General features: G+C 72.6%; 12 protein-coding genes, 2 tRNA genes and 1 other RNA gene. 8 read left to right on the top strand and 7 right to left on the bottom strand.

Annotated features, from left to right (window positions below):
• Positions 1–31: 31 nt before the first annotated feature.
• The gene (locus VMV22_03975; protein HUY21478.1) at positions 32–1,510 is read left to right on the top strand and encodes a site-specific DNA-methyltransferase; all 1,479 of its coding nucleotides are present in this window, start codon (positions 32–34) and stop codon (positions 1,508–1,510) included.
• Entirely contained in the window at positions 1,500–2,534 is a 1,035-nt protein-coding gene (locus VMV22_03970) for a hypothetical protein (GenBank protein ID HUY21477.1), read from the top strand. Before VMV22_03975 ends, VMV22_03970 begins: the two co-directional genes overlap by 11 nt.
• 37 nt (positions 2,535–2,571) lie before the next feature.
• On the opposite strand, the gene recR is transcribed toward VMV22_03970, so the two are convergent.
• The 3 genes from recR to ffs all read right to left on the bottom strand — a co-directional run bounded on the left by recR (position 2,572) and on the right by ffs (position 5,501).
• Entirely contained in the window at positions 2,572–3,171 is a 600-nt protein-coding gene (gene recR / locus VMV22_03965; GenBank protein HUY21476.1) for a recombination mediator RecR, read from the bottom strand.
• 2 nt (positions 3,172–3,173) lie between these two features.
• Positions 3,174–5,306, bottom strand: coding sequence for a DNA polymerase III subunit gamma/tau (dnaX, locus tag VMV22_03960; GenBank protein ID HUY21475.1), 2,133 nt, complete (start codon positions 5,304–5,306; stop codon positions 3,174–3,176).
• A gap of 96 nt (positions 5,307–5,402) precedes the next feature.
• Positions 5,403–5,501: signal recognition particle sRNA small type (gene ffs / locus VMV22_03955), an RNA gene on the bottom strand.
• 68 nt (positions 5,502–5,569) lie between these two features.
• Here ffs and VMV22_03950 point away from each other — a divergent pair.
• Both VMV22_03950 and VMV22_03945 read left to right on the top strand, forming a co-directional pair.
• Positions 5,570–5,654: transfer RNA gene (locus VMV22_03950), tRNA-Ser, on the top strand.
• 232 nt (positions 5,655–5,886) lie between these two features.
• Positions 5,887–6,081, top strand: a complete 195-nt coding sequence (locus VMV22_03945) for a hypothetical protein (GenBank protein ID HUY21474.1) — start codon at positions 5,887–5,889, stop codon at positions 6,079–6,081.
• Positions 6,082–6,172: 91 nt separating this feature from the next.
• On the opposite strand, the gene VMV22_03940 is transcribed toward VMV22_03945, so the two are convergent.
• On the bottom strand, positions 6,173–7,216 hold the full coding sequence (locus VMV22_03940) for a Fic family protein (GenBank protein HUY21473.1): 1,044 nt from the start codon (positions 7,214–7,216) through the stop codon (positions 6,173–6,175).
• A gap of 590 nt (positions 7,217–7,806) precedes the next feature.
• Between VMV22_03940 and tadA the strand changes: the two genes are divergently transcribed.
• Positions 7,807–8,295, top strand: a complete 489-nt coding sequence (gene tadA / locus VMV22_03935; protein ID HUY21472.1) for a tRNA adenosine(34) deaminase TadA — start codon at positions 7,807–7,809, stop codon at positions 8,293–8,295.
• 55 nt (positions 8,296–8,350) lie between these two features.
• Positions 8,351–8,440, top strand: a tRNA-Ser gene (locus VMV22_03930).
• Between the two features lie 67 nt (positions 8,441–8,507).
• Here the strand turns inward: VMV22_03930 and VMV22_03925 are convergent.
• The gene (locus VMV22_03925; protein HUY21471.1) at positions 8,508–9,935 is read right to left on the bottom strand and encodes a hypothetical protein; all 1,428 of its coding nucleotides are present in this window, start codon (positions 9,933–9,935) and stop codon (positions 8,508–8,510) included.
• A gap of 205 nt (positions 9,936–10,140) precedes the next feature.
• Between VMV22_03925 and VMV22_03920 the strand changes: the two genes are divergently transcribed.
• Positions 10,141–12,528: an amino acid permease gene (locus tag VMV22_03920; protein ID HUY21470.1), complete on the top strand. Its 2,388-nt coding sequence runs from the start codon at positions 10,141–10,143 to the stop codon at positions 12,526–12,528.
• 6 nt (positions 12,529–12,534) lie between these two features.
• Complete coding sequence (locus tag VMV22_03915; GenBank protein ID HUY21469.1) at positions 12,535–13,278, top strand: DUF4118 domain-containing protein; 744 nt, start codon at positions 12,535–12,537, stop codon at positions 13,276–13,278.
• Between the two features lie 67 nt (positions 13,279–13,345).
• On the opposite strand, the gene VMV22_03910 is transcribed toward VMV22_03915, so the two are convergent.
• Both VMV22_03910 and VMV22_03905 read right to left on the bottom strand, forming a co-directional pair.
• Positions 13,346–14,767, bottom strand: coding sequence for a right-handed parallel beta-helix repeat-containing protein (locus tag VMV22_03910; protein HUY21468.1), 1,422 nt, complete (start codon positions 14,765–14,767; stop codon positions 13,346–13,348).
• A 165-nt stretch (positions 14,768–14,932) separates the two neighbouring features.
• Positions 14,933–15,709: an enoyl-CoA hydratase-related protein gene (locus VMV22_03905; GenBank protein HUY21467.1), complete on the bottom strand. Its 777-nt coding sequence runs from the start codon at positions 15,707–15,709 to the stop codon at positions 14,933–14,935.
• Positions 15,710–15,721 lie beyond the last annotated feature (12 nt).

The following is a 15,721-nucleotide window of genomic DNA, read 5'->3' as shown; positions in this document are numbered from 1 at the left end:
TCCCGGGGCGCGTACGCGAGGAGTCACGGCAGTGAGCCGACGCCGCAAGCCCACGTCCACCTCGCCGTTCGGGGTGGGCCGGCGCGAGAACCATGACGCCAGCGGGTTCTACGACCGCTTCGCGGCGCCCGTCCTGTCGGGCGACGACACCGTCAACCCGTCGACGGTCAAGGACAAGATCCTCACGGGCGACGCGCGCCGGATGGACGAGGTCGAGGACTCGTCGGTGGCCCTGGTCGTCACCTCACCGCCGTACTTCGCGGGCAAGGAGTACGAGGAGGCGCTCGGCGAGGGCCACATCCCCGCCAGCTACCTCGACTACCTGGCGATGCTGTCGGACGTCTTCGCCGAGTGCGTGCGCACCCTCGAGCCGGGCGGGCGCATCGCGGTCAACGTCGCCAATCTGGGGCGCAAGCCCTACCGGTCGCTGTCCGCCGACGTCATCGGCATCCTCCAGGACCGCCTGGGGTTGCTGCTGCGGGGTGAGGTCATCTGGCACAAGGCCCGGGGGGCGAGCGGCTCCTGCGCCTGGGGGTCGTTCCGCAGCCCAGCCAACCCCGTGCTGCGCGACGTCACCGAGCGCGTCGTCATCGCCAGCAAGGGCCGGTTCGACCGGGCACTGGCCCGCCCCGAGCGGGCGCGCCGCGGGCTGCCCTCGGGCATCTCGGTCACCAAGGACGAGTTCATCGAGGCCACCACCGACGTCTGGGAGCTGCCCAGCGAGAGCGCCACGCGCGTCGGGCATCCCGCGCCGTTCCCCGTCGAGCTCCCACTGCGGCTGATCGAGCTGTACACCTACCAGGGTGACCTCGTCCTCGACCCGTTCATGGGGTCAGGCACCACGGCCGCGGCGGCGGTGCGCAGCGGGCGCCACTACGTCGGCTACGACACCGAGTCCGAGTACGTCCGCATCGCCGAGCAGCGGGTGAGCGAGGAGCGGGACCGGCTCATCGGGCGCGAGGCCCGCGCCGACGGCGCCGCCGGCCTGCTGGAAGGGGCGCGCGCCGACGGCGCGTCGGCGCGCGAGCTGGCCGCCGAGCTGCTGGCAGCGTGCGGGTTCGCCGACGTGGTCGAGAGCAAGCGGCTGGTGGCCGGCGTCGACGTCACCTTCTCGGCCCGTGACCGGACGGGCCGGCGGTGGCTCTTCGACGTGTCGGGCGCCTTCACCACCACCCGGACGGGGCTCCGACGGGCCGACACCCTGTGGAGGGCCCTGGGCAAGGCGGCCGTCCTCCACGCCGAGCTGCCCGAGGTCCCCGTCGTCCTGCTCACGACGGCGGTACCCGTTCCGGGCAGCGCCGGCGAGCGCGCCTGGCGCTCCCTGGCCGCGGCCACGGCACCGGGCACCCTGGCCGCGGTCCACGACGTGATCGAGCTCGAGTCCCCCGACGACCAGGCGCGCCTGCGGCGCTACGCGTCCGAAGGCATCGCGCTCGCCGACGGCGCGCCCCCGCCACCGCGGGGTGCCGCGGGCTCCAAGCGCCGACGCGCCGCTCCCCGTGCCCGATGACCGCACCACGGTCACCGAGCTCGCCACCGCCCTCGGCATGCTCGGCCGTGCCGACCTCCCCCGTACCCTGGCCGGCCGTCCCGGCGAGCTCGCCGTCCCCGACGCCACCTGGCAGCAGCTGCAGGCCCTGCACGCCTCGGGTCGGTTCGAGGCCGAGTTCGCCACCGCCTACGCCAACGGCAGGGCCTTCCTGGAGGCCGACGACGCGCTGCGGGGCAGGCGCCCCCGGCTGATCGAGTGGACCGGGGGCCGGCGACCCTCCGGTGACGAGGTGGCGCCCGTGGACCTGCGGATCGACCACGTCTACCTCGTCAGCTGCAAGTACCTGTCGCGCAACATCGCCAACCCCTCCCCGGCGCGGCTCTTCGAAGGCCTGCTCGCCACCACCGGCGACTGGGAGCAGACCGACTGGTACGAGGTGGTGGCGCCCGAGGAGCTGCACGCCCTCTACCTCGCCTGCCGCGCCGCCACCGGGCTGACCGACCTCCCCGACGAGCCCGGTGCCCTCGGCACCGAGGACCGGCAGCGCCTGCGCCGCGCCCTGCCGGGCCGGTCGTATCCACCCGGCGCGCGCCACGCATACCGCGCCCTGTGCGCCCGCGTGAGCGCGGCGTCCGCCCAGTGCTGGCTCGACAACGTCGCCAGACGCCACGCCGCGCAGCGCATGGTGTGGCGCCTGCTGCGCATCGGCAACGCCGCCTACTTCATGCTGGGGGCCGACCCCCGCCGGTCGCTGCGCCTGCGCGTGGCGAGCTCGTGGGACTGGCGCCGGACCTACCGGCTGACCGGGCTCGATATCCGCGCCGCGGCGTCGGGCCAGCCCCAGGTGGACTGGGTGGCGCGTTACGTCGAGCGGGCCACGGCACGACCGCGTGAGGTGCACGGGCACGTCGAGGTGCGCTGGAGCCACGGCCGCTTCGCCCAGCCCCCGGAGGCCAAGGTCTACCTGGACACGCCGTCGGACGAGCTGCCCGGCTACTTCCCGCTCGAGCCCGGCACCAGCCAGCCCGAGCTGTGGGACTGAGCCCGAGCTGTGGGACTGAGGCGGGGGCGCCGAGCGGTCAGGCGTCGACCTCGCGCCGCCCCTCGAGGGCCCGCCCCAGGGTGAGCTCGTCGGCGTACTCGAGGTCGCCGCCGACGGGCAGGCCGCTGGCGATGCGCGTCACGGTCAGGCCGAGGGGCTTCAGCAGCCGGGCCAGGTACATGGCGGTGGCCTCGCCCTCGAGGTTGGGGTTGGTGCACAGGATGACCTCGGTGACGGCCTCGTCGTCGAGGCGGCCGAGCAGCTCGCGCACGCGCAGCTGGTCGGGCCCGATCCCCTCGATCGGGTTCAGGGCACCGTGCAGCACGTGGTAGCGGCCGCGGAACTCCTGGGTCTTCTCCACCGCCACGATGTCCCGGGGGTCCTCGACCACGCACAGCACGGACCCGTCGCGCCGGGGGTCCGCGCAGATCGAGCAGATGTCACCCTCGGCGACGTTGAAGCACCGGGGGCACAGCGTGATGCGCTCCTTCATGGCCACGATGGCCTCGGCGAGGCGCATGGCGTCCTCCGGGGCCACCTTCAGCAGATGGAAGGCGATGCGCTGGGCGGACTTCGGGCCGATGCCGGGGAGCCGCCCGAGCTCGTCCACCAGACCTTGCAGCGGGCCGGTGTACACCTCTAGACCTCGGCCGCGCCCGGGAAAGCCTGCTTCAGCCGCTCCTGGGGCGTGAGGCCGACCCCGGCCGGCTCGGTCTCGGCCGCCAGGACCTCGGGATCGAGCAGGTCGGGCTCGTCGTCCCCGCCCTCACCCCCGTCGGCGGCCTCGCCGGCCGGCGCGGTGGCCTGCGGGACGGTCGTGCCGGCCGGAGGAACGTTGCCAGCCGGCGCGGTGGTGGCGGCCCCGGAGGGGCGGCGGCGCGGAGCACGGGGTGCGCTCCCGGCGGTCGCCGGCCCGTCCGAGGCGTCCGTGGGCGGGTCCACGGCGGCGGGGGTGACGTCGGCCGTAGCGGTGCCGTCGGCCTCGTCGTCCACCACCAGCCGGATCGGCACGGCCGTGCCGAAGTGGGTGCCCAGGGCCACCTCCACGTCGAGGCGGACCTCCTCGCAGTACGACCGGTGCGTCTCGTTGGGCAGCGCGAACACGGCCGAGCCCCCGGCCACGTCGAGGAACCTCCCGACCCGGAAGCGCGCCCGCGCCCGGCTGGGCAGCGACGCCAGCAGCCCGTCGCCCCACACCTGGACCAGCTCGTCGCGTGACGGCAGTGTCGACGGCCCGCCCGGCTCGGCCCCCGCCGCGGCCGCAGCCGACGGCGACGGCGGCCGGGGCGACGCCGTACCGGCGGGCGGCGGATCGCTCGGTGGCCCCGCCGGCGCGGCGGCCTCGGCGCGGCGCGCCCGACCCGGACCGGACTGGCGCCTGATCGCCCCGAGCGTGCGGCGGGCGAGCTCGGGGCCGCCGACGGCTCCGCCCCCGTCCGCGCCCGCCGCTCCCGAGGGACCCTCGGCGTCGTCGGCGGCAGCCGCAGCCGCAGCCGCAGCCGGCCCACGATCCCGGACCGGCGCCGGTGCCGGCGCCGATGGCCCGCCCGCCCCGGCGCGCGCCGGAGGCCCCGCTCCGGCCGGCGGCGTGGGTGCGTCCACGGTCCGGGCCGGATAGGACGCGGCGGTCCCGCCGGCGCCCCCGTCCGCCAGGGCCCGCTCGAGGCGCTCGATGCGCTCGAGGAGCGCGCTGGTCGAGTCGTCGGCCTGGGGGTGGGTCAGCTTGATGAGGGCGACCTCCAGGTGCACCCGGGCGTCGGGGACGTCGCGCATGTCGACCTGGGCCCGGCCCAGCTCCTCCAGACACCGGACCAGCGCCGGCAGCCCCATGCGCCGGGCCACCTCCTCGACCTGGGCCCGCTCGGCACCGGACAGGCTCACCAGGTCGCCCGCCACCGTGGCCAGGAAACCCTGGCGGAGGTACTCGGCGAGATCGGCGGCCAGGCGCTGCGCGTCGCGGCCGGCCTCGCACGCCAGCGCCACCGCCACCAGGGAGCGGGCGGGATCGTGCTCGGCCAGGGCTTCGGCCAGCTCGGCGAGCACGGCGATGTCGTCGTCGACCGTGCCCCCCGCCGCCACCTGGTCGAGCGCCGACAGGGCATCGCGCGCCGAGCCCCGTCCCCGGCGCACGGCGGAGTCGAGGGCCTCGTCGGGGAGGGCCAGGCCCGTGGCGTCGCGCACCTGGCGGAGCAGGCCCGACAGCGTCGCGGCGCCGAGGAGCCGGAACTCGTAGTGCTGGGTCCGGCTCCGGATAGTGGGGAGCACCTTCTGGGCGTCCGTGGTGGCCAGTACGAAGACCACGTGGCCGGGAGGCTCCTCGAGCGTCTTCAGCAGGGCGTTGGACGCGGCCGTCGAGAGCATGTGGACCTCGTCGACGATGTACACCTTCCAGCGCCCGGGTGTTCCCAGCGCGGCGTGGGACACCAGGTCGCGCATGGCGTCCACGCCGTTGTTGGAGGCGGCGTCGAGCTCGTGCACGTCGAGCGACGCCCCCCGGGTGATCTCGATGCACGAGTCGCAGCGCCCGCAGGGCTCGCCGTCCTCGGGGGCCGCGCAGTTGAGGGCCTTGGCCAGGATCCGCGCCGTCGAGGTCTTCCCCGTCCCGCGCGGGCCGCTGAACAGATAGGCGTGGCCCACCCGGCCCTCGCGCACCGCGTTGCGCAGCGCCAGGCTGACGTGCTCCTGCCCCAGCACCTCCTCGAAGCGCTGGGGCCGGAAACGGCGGTAGAGGGACTGGTAGGGGGCGGGGTCGGTGTCGCCGGCGTCGGCCACGGCCGCAGCCTACCGGTGGGGCAGGACACTGCCGGACGCCAGGTCAGACGCACGGCGGCCGGGAACCGCCGGCCCGCGGAGCCCGGTGATCGGTGCGACGGCCAGGTTTGCTACGGCACACGACCGGACCCGCTGAGAGCTGCTGCCTTCCGGCCCTGACTCGATTCACGGGCGACCGTTGCGCAGGACCCGGCCGCCGCACGGAGCACCGGAGAACGCGTCGGAGACGCTAGCCTCCCTCCGGCTGCGCACCCGCAGTGTCGGGAGGAGTGCGAGAGCGGCCGAATCGGCACGATTGGAAATCGTGTGTGGGGAAACTCACCGTGGGTTCAAATCCCACCTCCTCCGCGCATGTGATGTCCCGGGACATCGCGGACAGACGAACCGATGCAGGCTAGGCCACCGGCCCTTTCGGGTGAGGGGCTGGTAGTCCCGCTCCGGGTCGAGGGTGAGGTGGCGGAGCAGTTCGCCCTCCTCGCTCAGCACCCGGATGTCGAGGTCGGCGACCAGGACCACGGCCCGCCTCCCCTTGTGGGCCCGACCGACCCCGACGTGGTGGAGCCTGGTCCCGTGGCGCAGGGTGAACACCCCGGTCTTGTCGATCCTGTCGTGTCGGACCCGGGTATGGGGAGCCATCGGGTACCTGTCGGAGTCCGGTGACGCCTTCTCGAGCGCATCGAACGCCCGGCTGGGCGGCACCATGCCCCGGGCCGAGTGGGGCCGGGTCTCGTTGCACTGCGATCGGCACCGGTGGCCACGCGGCGGTGCCCGCTGACCTTCTGAACCCCAGATGGAGGCCTCGAGGGCGCGAAGCACCGCGAACACGCGCTTGGCCAGGTCGTCTTCCTGAGCCGTGGTGGGCGCGCTCACGGAGCGGACCTGGCCGACCGGCCGGTCGCCCTGGCGCGCCGACCAGCTCGTACCGCGAACTCGTCCAGGGCCGCCAGCACCTCAGGAGTACGCCACCTCTGGTTGCGCTTCTTGTCGGTGAACTCGATCAAGACTCCGGCCTCGACGAGCGGTTGCAGAGCACGGTTCACATTCCTGCCCGCCATTCCCAGTTCCTTGGCGATGACCTGAGCGTTCACGACCGGATGCCCAAGGAGCAGGTCGGCGATCTTCCAGGTAGTTGCATCCCGTCGCGCCTTGATGCGCTCAACCCATCCCGAGCGGATCGCATGGAGGTCATCGACCAGCTGACGGCCATTGCCGACCGCTGCGAGCGCTGCTCGGGCCAACTGCTCGATGATGGTGACCGGGTCGCCTTCGCGGTACTCGGTCAAGGAGGCGAAGTACGCGTCCGTGTCGGTCAATAGCCCGGCGGAGATCGGTACGGTGACGTTTCGGGTCAGTGCCTTGTTCCGCAAGTGGGCGTGGAGCAACGCGCGGCCCGTGCGCCCGTTGCCGTCGGTGAACGGGTGAATCGTCTCGAACTGTGCGTGGGCGATGGCGGCATGGGCGAGTACGGGGACGTCGTCTCGGTCGATGAAGGCCAACAGATCGTCGATGGCTGCCGGGACGCGGCTGTGGTGCGGGGGGACGAAGATCGCTCCGTGTGGCCCTAGGTCGCCGCCTCCGATCCACACCTGCTCACTTCGCCACGTACCCGCGTCCTGCCGGGGAACGTGGGCGAGCAGCGTCTCGTGCATGGCCAGAATGGCGTCGGCGTCGATGCGATTGGCCAGTTCGATCGCAGCACTCATGGCCCGCGTGTTGGCCACGATCAGAGAGGCGTTGCCCCTGCAGTCGGGGTGGAGCTCCGCTTCGGCGATGGCTCGGGCCGACGCGGTGAGGTTCTCGATCTTGGAGGATGCAGCGGACTCCGACCGCAGCAGTACGGCGCTGAACGGGCCGATCTCGTGCCAGAGTTCGCCATCCAAACGGGCGATCTCGGCAGAGGCGTCGTCCACCAGGGAGGCGACCTCGGTCGGAAGAGGCACGTTGAGGCCTGCGATCTCCGGGACGACCGCCGCCTGGTAGGGGCCCTGGTGGCGGCGGCGCGCAGTTCGGGATGCCGGGACGGTTGCAGAGACCTCCCAAGGCAGCGTTTCGTACCCGAGTGCTGGCCAGGGCGCCGGAGCGCTGTCTGTCACTGGAAACCTCCATAAGTCTCATTTATCCTGTTTCTGAGACGACCGTGGTCAGTTGGTCTCAGCTGGCACTCACTCGCAGACCATCGAGCGATCAGGGAGCACCCAGCTCAGGGCGTAGGTCGGGTCGCCCGGAGCTGCGACTAAAAGGCCGTAAGGCTCACTTAGCTCGTATCTGAGACTACCATGACCGGGTCGTCTCTCAGATCGCACTCACCCGCGCCCACTCGAACACTCCGGGAACACCCAGCTCAGAGGCACAGGTTGAACCGAGCCAACTCCGTGAGCTCCGGCTCCTGCCCCAGGTTCGGCCCAGTAGCGTCCCGGGGGCCCGCCTACCCATGCCGGGGAGACCGGCGGTGAGGCGGGTGCATCCGGTGCCCGCCTCCCGTCTGCCCTACCGTTTCGCCGTGGCCGACGCCGACGCCGACGCACCCGAGGAGTTCACCGTCCTCGACGACGTCACGGCCATGCGGGGCGCGCTGGCCGAGGCGGCGGAGGCGGCCGGTCACGACGACGTGCCCGTGGGCGCGATGGCGGTCGTCGACGGTCGTCGGATCGCCGCCCGTCACAACGAGCGGGAGCTCCGCCACGACCCCACGGCGCACGCCGAGATCCTGGCGCTGCGCGACGCGGCGGCGGCCCTCGGCACCTGGCGGCTCGACGAAGTGACGTTGGTGGTGACGCTCGAGCCCTGCGCCATGTGCGCCGGCGCCCTGGTGGCGGCGCGGGTGGGCCGCCTCGTGTTCGGAGCGCCGGACCCCAAGGCCGGCGCGTGCGGGTCGCTCTACCAGCTGTGCGCCGACCCGCGCCTCAACCACGAAGTCCCCGTCACCGGCGGTGTCCTCGCGCAGGAGTGCGGCTCGTTGCTGACGGCGTTCTTCGCCGGGAGGCGCTGACGGCCCCTGCCCCTCGCCGGGCAACCACGAGGGGCGGCTACTGTTCCGGGCGCTGGGAGGAGTGCGAGAGCGGACGAATCGGACGGTCTCGAAAACCGTTGTGGTCGCAAGGCCACCGTGGGTTCGAATCCCACCTCCTCCGCCAGCCAGCCAGCCAACCACGCGCTCCGGGCACCGGCAGCCGTCGCTGCTGCCGGGCCCGGTGGACGCGTCTACCGGCCCGGGCCGCCGGGCGTGCTCCCCGGTCCGGGCCATGGGATCCCGCCGTAGGTGTCGGACCGAGGCCGACCGCCCCCGACCTCGACCGCCGTGGCGGTGGTCTCGGAGCCGTGCCCGGGCCCGGGCCGGCCGGGCCGCGAACCGCCGAACGTCGCCGGTGGGGGCGCGGTCGACCCTTCGCCCGGAGGAACGGCGTCGATGCCCGCCGCTGTCGAGGAGCCCGCGCTGGCCGGGCAGGTGGAGGGCGTCGTCTTCCAGAGGTGCGCGCTGTCGGAGTCGGGAGCCGGGGTGGTGAAGCGGTGCACGAACAGGGCGTCGAGCGACACGCCGTCGACGTCGACGGTCCCGAACGCCGCCACGTGGTCCCCGGCGGCGAGCGAGCCCAGTGACGTGCCCGACGGCCCGTAGGCGGTGGCGCCACTCACGTCGACGGTCCGCCAGAAGCCCTGGTGGTCGGCGATCACGACCGACGACGACGCCACGGAGACGACGGTGCCGTCGAGCTGGTTCAAGAAGATGACCACGCGCTTGGCCGTCCTCGCGGTGGGGTCGCCGGTGAGCAGGACGGCGACGTGCTCACCGGAGACGACTCCTGTGGGCGGCGTCGTGGCACCCGTCTCGACGTACGTCGTCGGCGGTGTGGCGCTGACGGCGAGCGCGGTGCCGCCGGCGACGTCCACGGTGAAGCCACCGGCCGTGGGCGGCGGGGTGGTCGCGACCACGCCCACCACCAACGCGCCGCGCTCGGCATGGCGCGCCGACGCCGCGGCAGACTCCGGCGCGGTAGCGGGACGGACGTGGACGCTGAGCGCGTCGAGCGACACGTTGTCGGCATCGACGGGCCCGGAGGCGTCGACTCCCTGTCCCACCACCAGGGTCGACAGCGCGGTGCCGCCCGGCGTGAACGCGGTGGCGCCCGAGACGTCGACCGTGCGGTCGAAGCCCTGTCCGTCGGTGACCACGACGGAGCCCGCGCCGATCGACGCGACGGCGCCGGACACGTGTGCCACCAGGATCGTGACGGACTCCGCCGTCAGCGACGACGCGCCCGGGTCGACGGTGACGACGACCCGGTCCCCCGCCCCCACCCCCGTGGGGGTGTTGTCGGTCCCGAGCTCGTCGAACGTCGTCGACGACGTCAGCGCGAGGCCGAGCGGCGTCGAGCATCCCACCGCATCGAGGGTGAACCCGGTGGACGTGGGGGCCGGGTCGGCGGCCACGACGCCCTTCAGGACGTGTCCGAACGCGAACCCTCTCGGCGGGCTCGGGTGCGCCCCGCGCCCGTGGTCCTGTCCCCGGCCGTGGCCCTGGGCGGCGGCCACCCCCGTCGAGCCGGCCACCATCACCGCTACCAGGGCGGCCGCGGCCGCCCCCCCGACGACGGTCCTCTGCCACCCCGACGACACCCACCTGCCCGCCACGTTCCTGCCTTCCCGTGCCTGCGCTCCATCGGTCCCGACGGGGTCCGAAGCGCACGTCACCCTTCTTCTTTCGGCACGAACCCCCTCGACCCGACCTCTGGCACAGAAGAGTTGTGAGAGCGGTGGGTCGCGGGCGGCCGCCACCGCCGTACGACGGGGCCGCCGGGCGCTCGCCCGGCTGCCCGGGAGCGGGTAGACCATGGACGTGGCTCGGGGTGAGACGACCGATACCGACACCCGGCTGCGGCCCGAGCCGGTCCTCACGAAGTCCCCGTCCCGGACCGACACGACCCTGACCGCCAGCCTCCCCGAGCGCTTGAGCTACCGGGTCAAGCGGGTCCTGCTGGGCCCACCCCTGGTGACCGACCAGCTCCACCGCCAGCGCCTGGGCAAACCCACGGCGCTGGCGGTGCTGTCCTCCGACGTCATGTCCTCCTCCGCCTATGCGAGCGAGGAGATCCTGCGGATCCTGGTGCCGATCGGCGGGCTGGCGGCGTTCTCGTTGGTGACGCCCATCACGGCCGCCATCCTGGCCGTCCTCGCCGTGGTCACGATCTGCTACCGCGACGTCGTCCGGTCCTACCCCAAAGCGGGGGGCTCGTACGTCGTGAGCCGCGACAACTTCGGCCCGAACGTGGCGCAGGTGGCCGGGGCCGCCTTGCTCATCAGTTACACCATCACCGTGGCGGTCTCGGTGGCCGCCGGCGCGGACGCCATCATCTCGGCCGCCCCGGCGATGAAACGCGCGGCCGTGCCCTTGTCCATCTTCTTCGTGGTCCTCCTCGCCTTCGGCAACCTTCGGGGGATCCGCGAGGCGGGACGCGTCTTCGCCATCCCCACGTACTTCTTCATCGCCAACATGGCAGCCCTCATCGTGATCGGCCTGGTGCACGCCGCCGCGGGCGGCCTCGGCCACGCACCCCGGACGCACGAGACGATGCCGCTCGGGCACACCGGCGGGGGGCTGCTCCTGGGCGTGTCGGTCTTCTACATCCTCCGGGCGTTCGCCAACGGCAGCTCGGCGATGACCGGCACCGAGGCCATCTCCAACGGGGTCAGCATCTTCCGCGACCCCCAGGCCCGCAACGCCCGCACGACGCTCGTCCTCATGAGCACCATCCTCGGCGTGATGTTCCTGGGGGTGTCGTTGCTCGCCGCCTTCACCCACGCCGTGCCGTTCTCCTCGGGCACCCCGACCGTGGTCGCCGAGGTCGGGAAGCTCGTCTACGGCACGAGTGCCCTGGGGCACGCGCTCTTCTACACCTTGCAGGCGGCGACGGCGTTGATCCTGATCCTCGCGGCCAACACCAGCTTCACCGGCTTCCCCTTCCTGGTGAGCTTCGTGGCCGAGGACTCGTTCCTGCCCCGCATGTTGACGGTCCGGGGGCATCGCCTGGTCTTCTCCAACGGCATCATCCTCCTGGCGGTGGCGTCGATCGCCCTCCTGCTCGCCACGGGGGCGAAGGTGGCGGCGCTGATCCCCATGTACGCCATCGGGGTGTTCACGGGCTTCACGATGGCCGGCGCGGGCATGGTCAAGCACCACCTGACCCACCGCGAGCAGCACTGGCGCAAGAGCGTGGCGGTCAATGCCGTCGCCGCGGTCGTGTGCCTGGTCGTCGTGGTGGTCTTCGCCGTGGCCGAGTTCAGCCAGGGCGCCTGGGTCGTCGTCGTCGTCATGCCGCTCCTCGTCTACGCCCTGGTGCGGACGAACCGGCAATACCGCGTGGAGGACGTCGTCCTCGAAGAGGGAGCCGCCGTCCAGGCCTGCGAAGCCCGTATCCTGCGTCGCCACGTCGTCGTCGTCCTGATCGACCGGATCGACCTGGCCGCCGCCCGGGCCATCCAGTACGCCCGCACCCTGATGCCCGACGACCTGCGGGCCGTGCACTTCAACATCGACAATCGCCGGGCCGAGCTGCTCATCGAGCGGTGGCAGCAGGTGGGCCTGACCCGGCTGCCCCTCGACGTCGTCGACTGCCCGGACCGCCGGCTGGGCCGGGCCGCGCTCGAGTTGGCGGCCGAGCTCGCCGACGGCGAGACCGAGGTCAGCATCCTGCTGCCGCGCCGGTCCTACGGCAAGGCGTGGCGCCGCATCCTCCACGACCAGACGGCCGACCGCATCGTGGACATCGTCAGCCAGCTGTCCCATGTGAACGCGACGATCGTCCCGTTCCTCGTCGCTCCCGGCATCGACGACCGCCGTTCGCATGACGCGCTCTCACGCGTCGACCGTCCGCCGCAACCCGCAGGCCAGCGCCGATCCGACGGCCTGCGGCCGGCGTCGGCACCCCGCCCCGGGACGACCCCGGTGTCCGACCTGCAGTGGCGACACCAGGCGCGCATCGCCGGACGGGTGAAGACGCTGCGCGTCCAGCCGTGGTCGGGCGTGCCCACCTTGGAGTGTGTCGTCGTCGACGGCAGCGGCGAGGCCATCACCCTGGTCTTCCTGGGGCGGCGGTCCATCCCCGGAATTCGCAGCGGCGTCGAGCTCACGGCGGAGGCGCGGGTGGGCAAGCACGAGGGCAAGCTCGCCATGATCAACCCGCTCTACGAGTTGCTCTCCACCTCCGAGCCATCGCCCGCCCACTGACGAGTGATGGCTCCCGGGCACCGGCACTCCACCCTGGTCTGGTCGTTGGCGATCGCCGCCCCCCTCGCGATGAGCGCCGCCCTGATCCCCGCGCGGGGCCATCTGTCCGCGGCCAACGCGGCGTTGATCCTCGTGGTCGTGACCGTGGCCGTCGCCTCGGCGGGCCTGCGGGGGCCGGCGGCCGCGGCCGCCCTGGTCTCGGCGGCGTCGTTCGACTTCTTCCTCACCCGACCGTACGAGTCGTTCCGCATCAGCAGCCAGACCGACATCACCACCGAAGTGCTGTTCGTGGCCGTCGGGCTGCTCGTGGGCGAGATGGCGGCCCGGGGACGCGAGCACCGGGAGGCGGCCGCCGAGGGACGCCACGAGCTGGCTCGCATCCACGACATGGGCGAGCGGATCGCGGGCGGTGAGGAGCCGGATTTCGTCCTCATGGCGGTGGCGGCCGAGCTGCGCGAGCTGCTGTCGCTGCAGGACTGCCGCTTCGTCTGGGACCCCCCGTCGGGGAAGGGGGCCTGGATCGACCCGGACGGCACGGTGCGGCTCAATCCCGTCCGGTGGCCGACCAGGTTGATGGGACTGCCCACCAGGCAGGTCGAGCTCCCTGTCCGGGGGAAGGGGAAGGTGCTCGGCACGTTCATCCTCACGCCCACCCCGACCGTGCCGATCTCCCCGGAGCGGTGCGTCGTCGCCGTGGCGCTCGCCGACCAGCTCGGCTCGGCGCTCTCGGGGCGCCCGCTCCCCGAGTAACCCGCTCCCCGAGTACCCCGCTCCCCGAGTACCCCGACCCCCCGGGGTGGCTCGGGTCCCCGGGTGATCAGCAGAGGCCGGTGGGGCTGCTCCTCGGGCCGTGGTGGCACTTGTTGCCGGTCCAGGTGTTGGCGGTCTTCGCCGTCCCGGCGCCGGTCGACAGGTCGACCATCTGCACCGCCTGGTTGAACTCACCCTTGTCCGACGTGAAGGTGTTCCCCGACTCGGTGGTGCCGACGTCGGCGGCGATCCCGTCGTGGTGGTTGTGCTTGGCGTCGTTCATCGACAGGGTGTTCCCCGTGCTGGCGCTGACCGCGCTCCCGGGGCCTCCCACGTACAGGCCGTTGTAGTCGAGGACCTCGATGTTGCGCGTGACCGCCACCCCGGTGGCGCCGAGCAGGGCGATGCCGAAGTCGGCGTCGCCCTTGGTGATGTTGCGGGTGACCTGGACCGTGTTCGACGTGCTGTCGATGACGATCCCGTCGCCGTAGCCGTCACCGGCCGAGCCCCCGGCGGTGTCGTCGGTGGCGAAGGACGCCCCGTTGTGCACGATCGACCATGCCCCGGTGGTGGGTGGCACGAGGCCCAGCGCCGGCACCTCGCCGGCATACAGGTCGACGTCGTTCGACCACAGCCTGTTCTGCTTCACCAGCAGCGTCCCGGCGTTGAGCAGGTACAGCCCGTGGCCCTGGTTGCCCGCACCGCCTCCCTTGAAGGAATTGCCCGCGACCCCGGTGCCGGTGATCGACGCCGAGGCCCCGTGCACCTCGATGCCGTTCTGGGAGACCAGGCTGGCGGTACCCGACCCCCTGACCGCGGAGAGCACCACCGTGCACGACGTGCCGGCGTCGTCGCAGGTGATGCCGTTCTGCTGGTAGCCGCTCACCGAGGTGTGCGAGATGCTCACCGTCGAGGTGTGCCCCGCGTCGCTCGCCACGAAGATGCCGCTCCCTTTGGCGCACGTCCCCAAGCCCGAGGGGAGCTGCATCCCCGACACCCGGACCGAGCCGATGCCGCCGCTGGCGTCGTGGAAGTACACCCCGACGAAGTTGTCGGCACAGCTCGTGAACGTCGAGGCCGCGCCGGCGCCGCTCACCGCGAGGTTCTTCAGGATCACGCCCGTCGTGCCGGGGGTGACTCCCACGACGTAGTCCTGGGGCGTGGCGCTGTCGGGGTCGGTGCCCGACGAGGGCAGGCTCGTGGGCTCGATGACGGTCCTGGCCCCGTTGCCGAAGATGGTGACGCTCTGCGAGATGGTGAGCTGCTCCGGATAGGTGCCGTCGCCCACCACGATCATCGCCCCCACGGGCGCCTGCGTCAGGGCGTACGAAATGGTCTGGCACGGCGTCGTGCTGGTCTGGCAGTTGCCCGTGTCGACCCCGATGGATGCCCGGACGTACAGCAGGGTCGGGAAGGCGTCGGCGCGCTGGGCCCCTGCCGACAGCACACCGGCCCCGAGCGCCAGGGCGCCGACCACCCGGACGAGCACGCCTGTCCGCTTCGCTCCTGCGCTCCCCCTCATACCGACACCCCCCAACTGGCGACGAGAGGTCGCCCGTGGCCGCGACCCTAGATGACCGACACGGCCGTACCGGCTTCGAGGCTAGGAAGGCGCCGCGGCGATCGCCTCCTCAAGATTGGGGATTTCCGCGCCTCAGCGCCCCGCCCAGCGCGGCGGGCGGCGCTCGGCGGCGGCGGTGAGGCCCTCGGCGGCGTCGGCGGTGGCCCCCACGACGGTCCGCATGGTCTCGCCGAACCGGATGGCCTCGAGCACCGGGAGGTGGGCGGCGCGCCCGGCGATCTCCTTCATGGCCCGCTGCGCCAGCGGCGCCCCCGCCACCAGGCGGTCGGCGAGCGCCTCCGCCTCGGTCATGAGGTCGTCGTGGGGGACCACCCGCCACACGAGGCCGATCCGCCGGGCGTGCTCGGCGTCCACGCGCTCGCCGGTGAGCAGCAGCTCCATGGCATCGGCCCACGCCACCTTCTGGGGAAGCCGGATGGCGCCCACCATGGCGGGGATGCCGAGGCGGACTTCGGGGTAGCCGAAGCTCGCCCGGTCGCTCGCCAGGACGAAGTCGCACCACGTCACCAGGGTGAGCCCGTACCCCAGGCAGTGCCCGTTCACAGCGGCGATGACGGGCTTGTGGATCTCCCACCCGCTCTCGAACGAGTTGAGGGTGGGCTTCTCCCAGAAGGTGCCCGCGAACGCGCCCGTCGACCCGGTGCCGTCGCGCAGGTCGGCTCCGGCGCAGAAGGCACGCCCCGAGCCGGTGACGATCCCCACCCAGGCCTCCTCCTCGTCGCGGAAGCGGGCGAAGGCGGCGTTGAGATCGGCGCGCAGCTCGCCGTTGACGGCGTTGAGCGCCTCCGGGCGGTTGTAGGTGATGGTGACCACGTGGCCACGTCGCCGGTACAGCACTGTTTCAGCCATGGCGCACCGTAC

The sequence above is a fragment of the Acidimicrobiales bacterium genome, assembly GCA_035531755.1.
Taxonomy (GTDB): Bacteria; Actinomycetota; Acidimicrobiia; order Acidimicrobiales; family UBA8190; genus DATKSK01.
The sequence above is the reverse complement of the archived record's forward strand: the minus strand, read 5'-3'. Positions and strand labels throughout refer to the sequence as shown.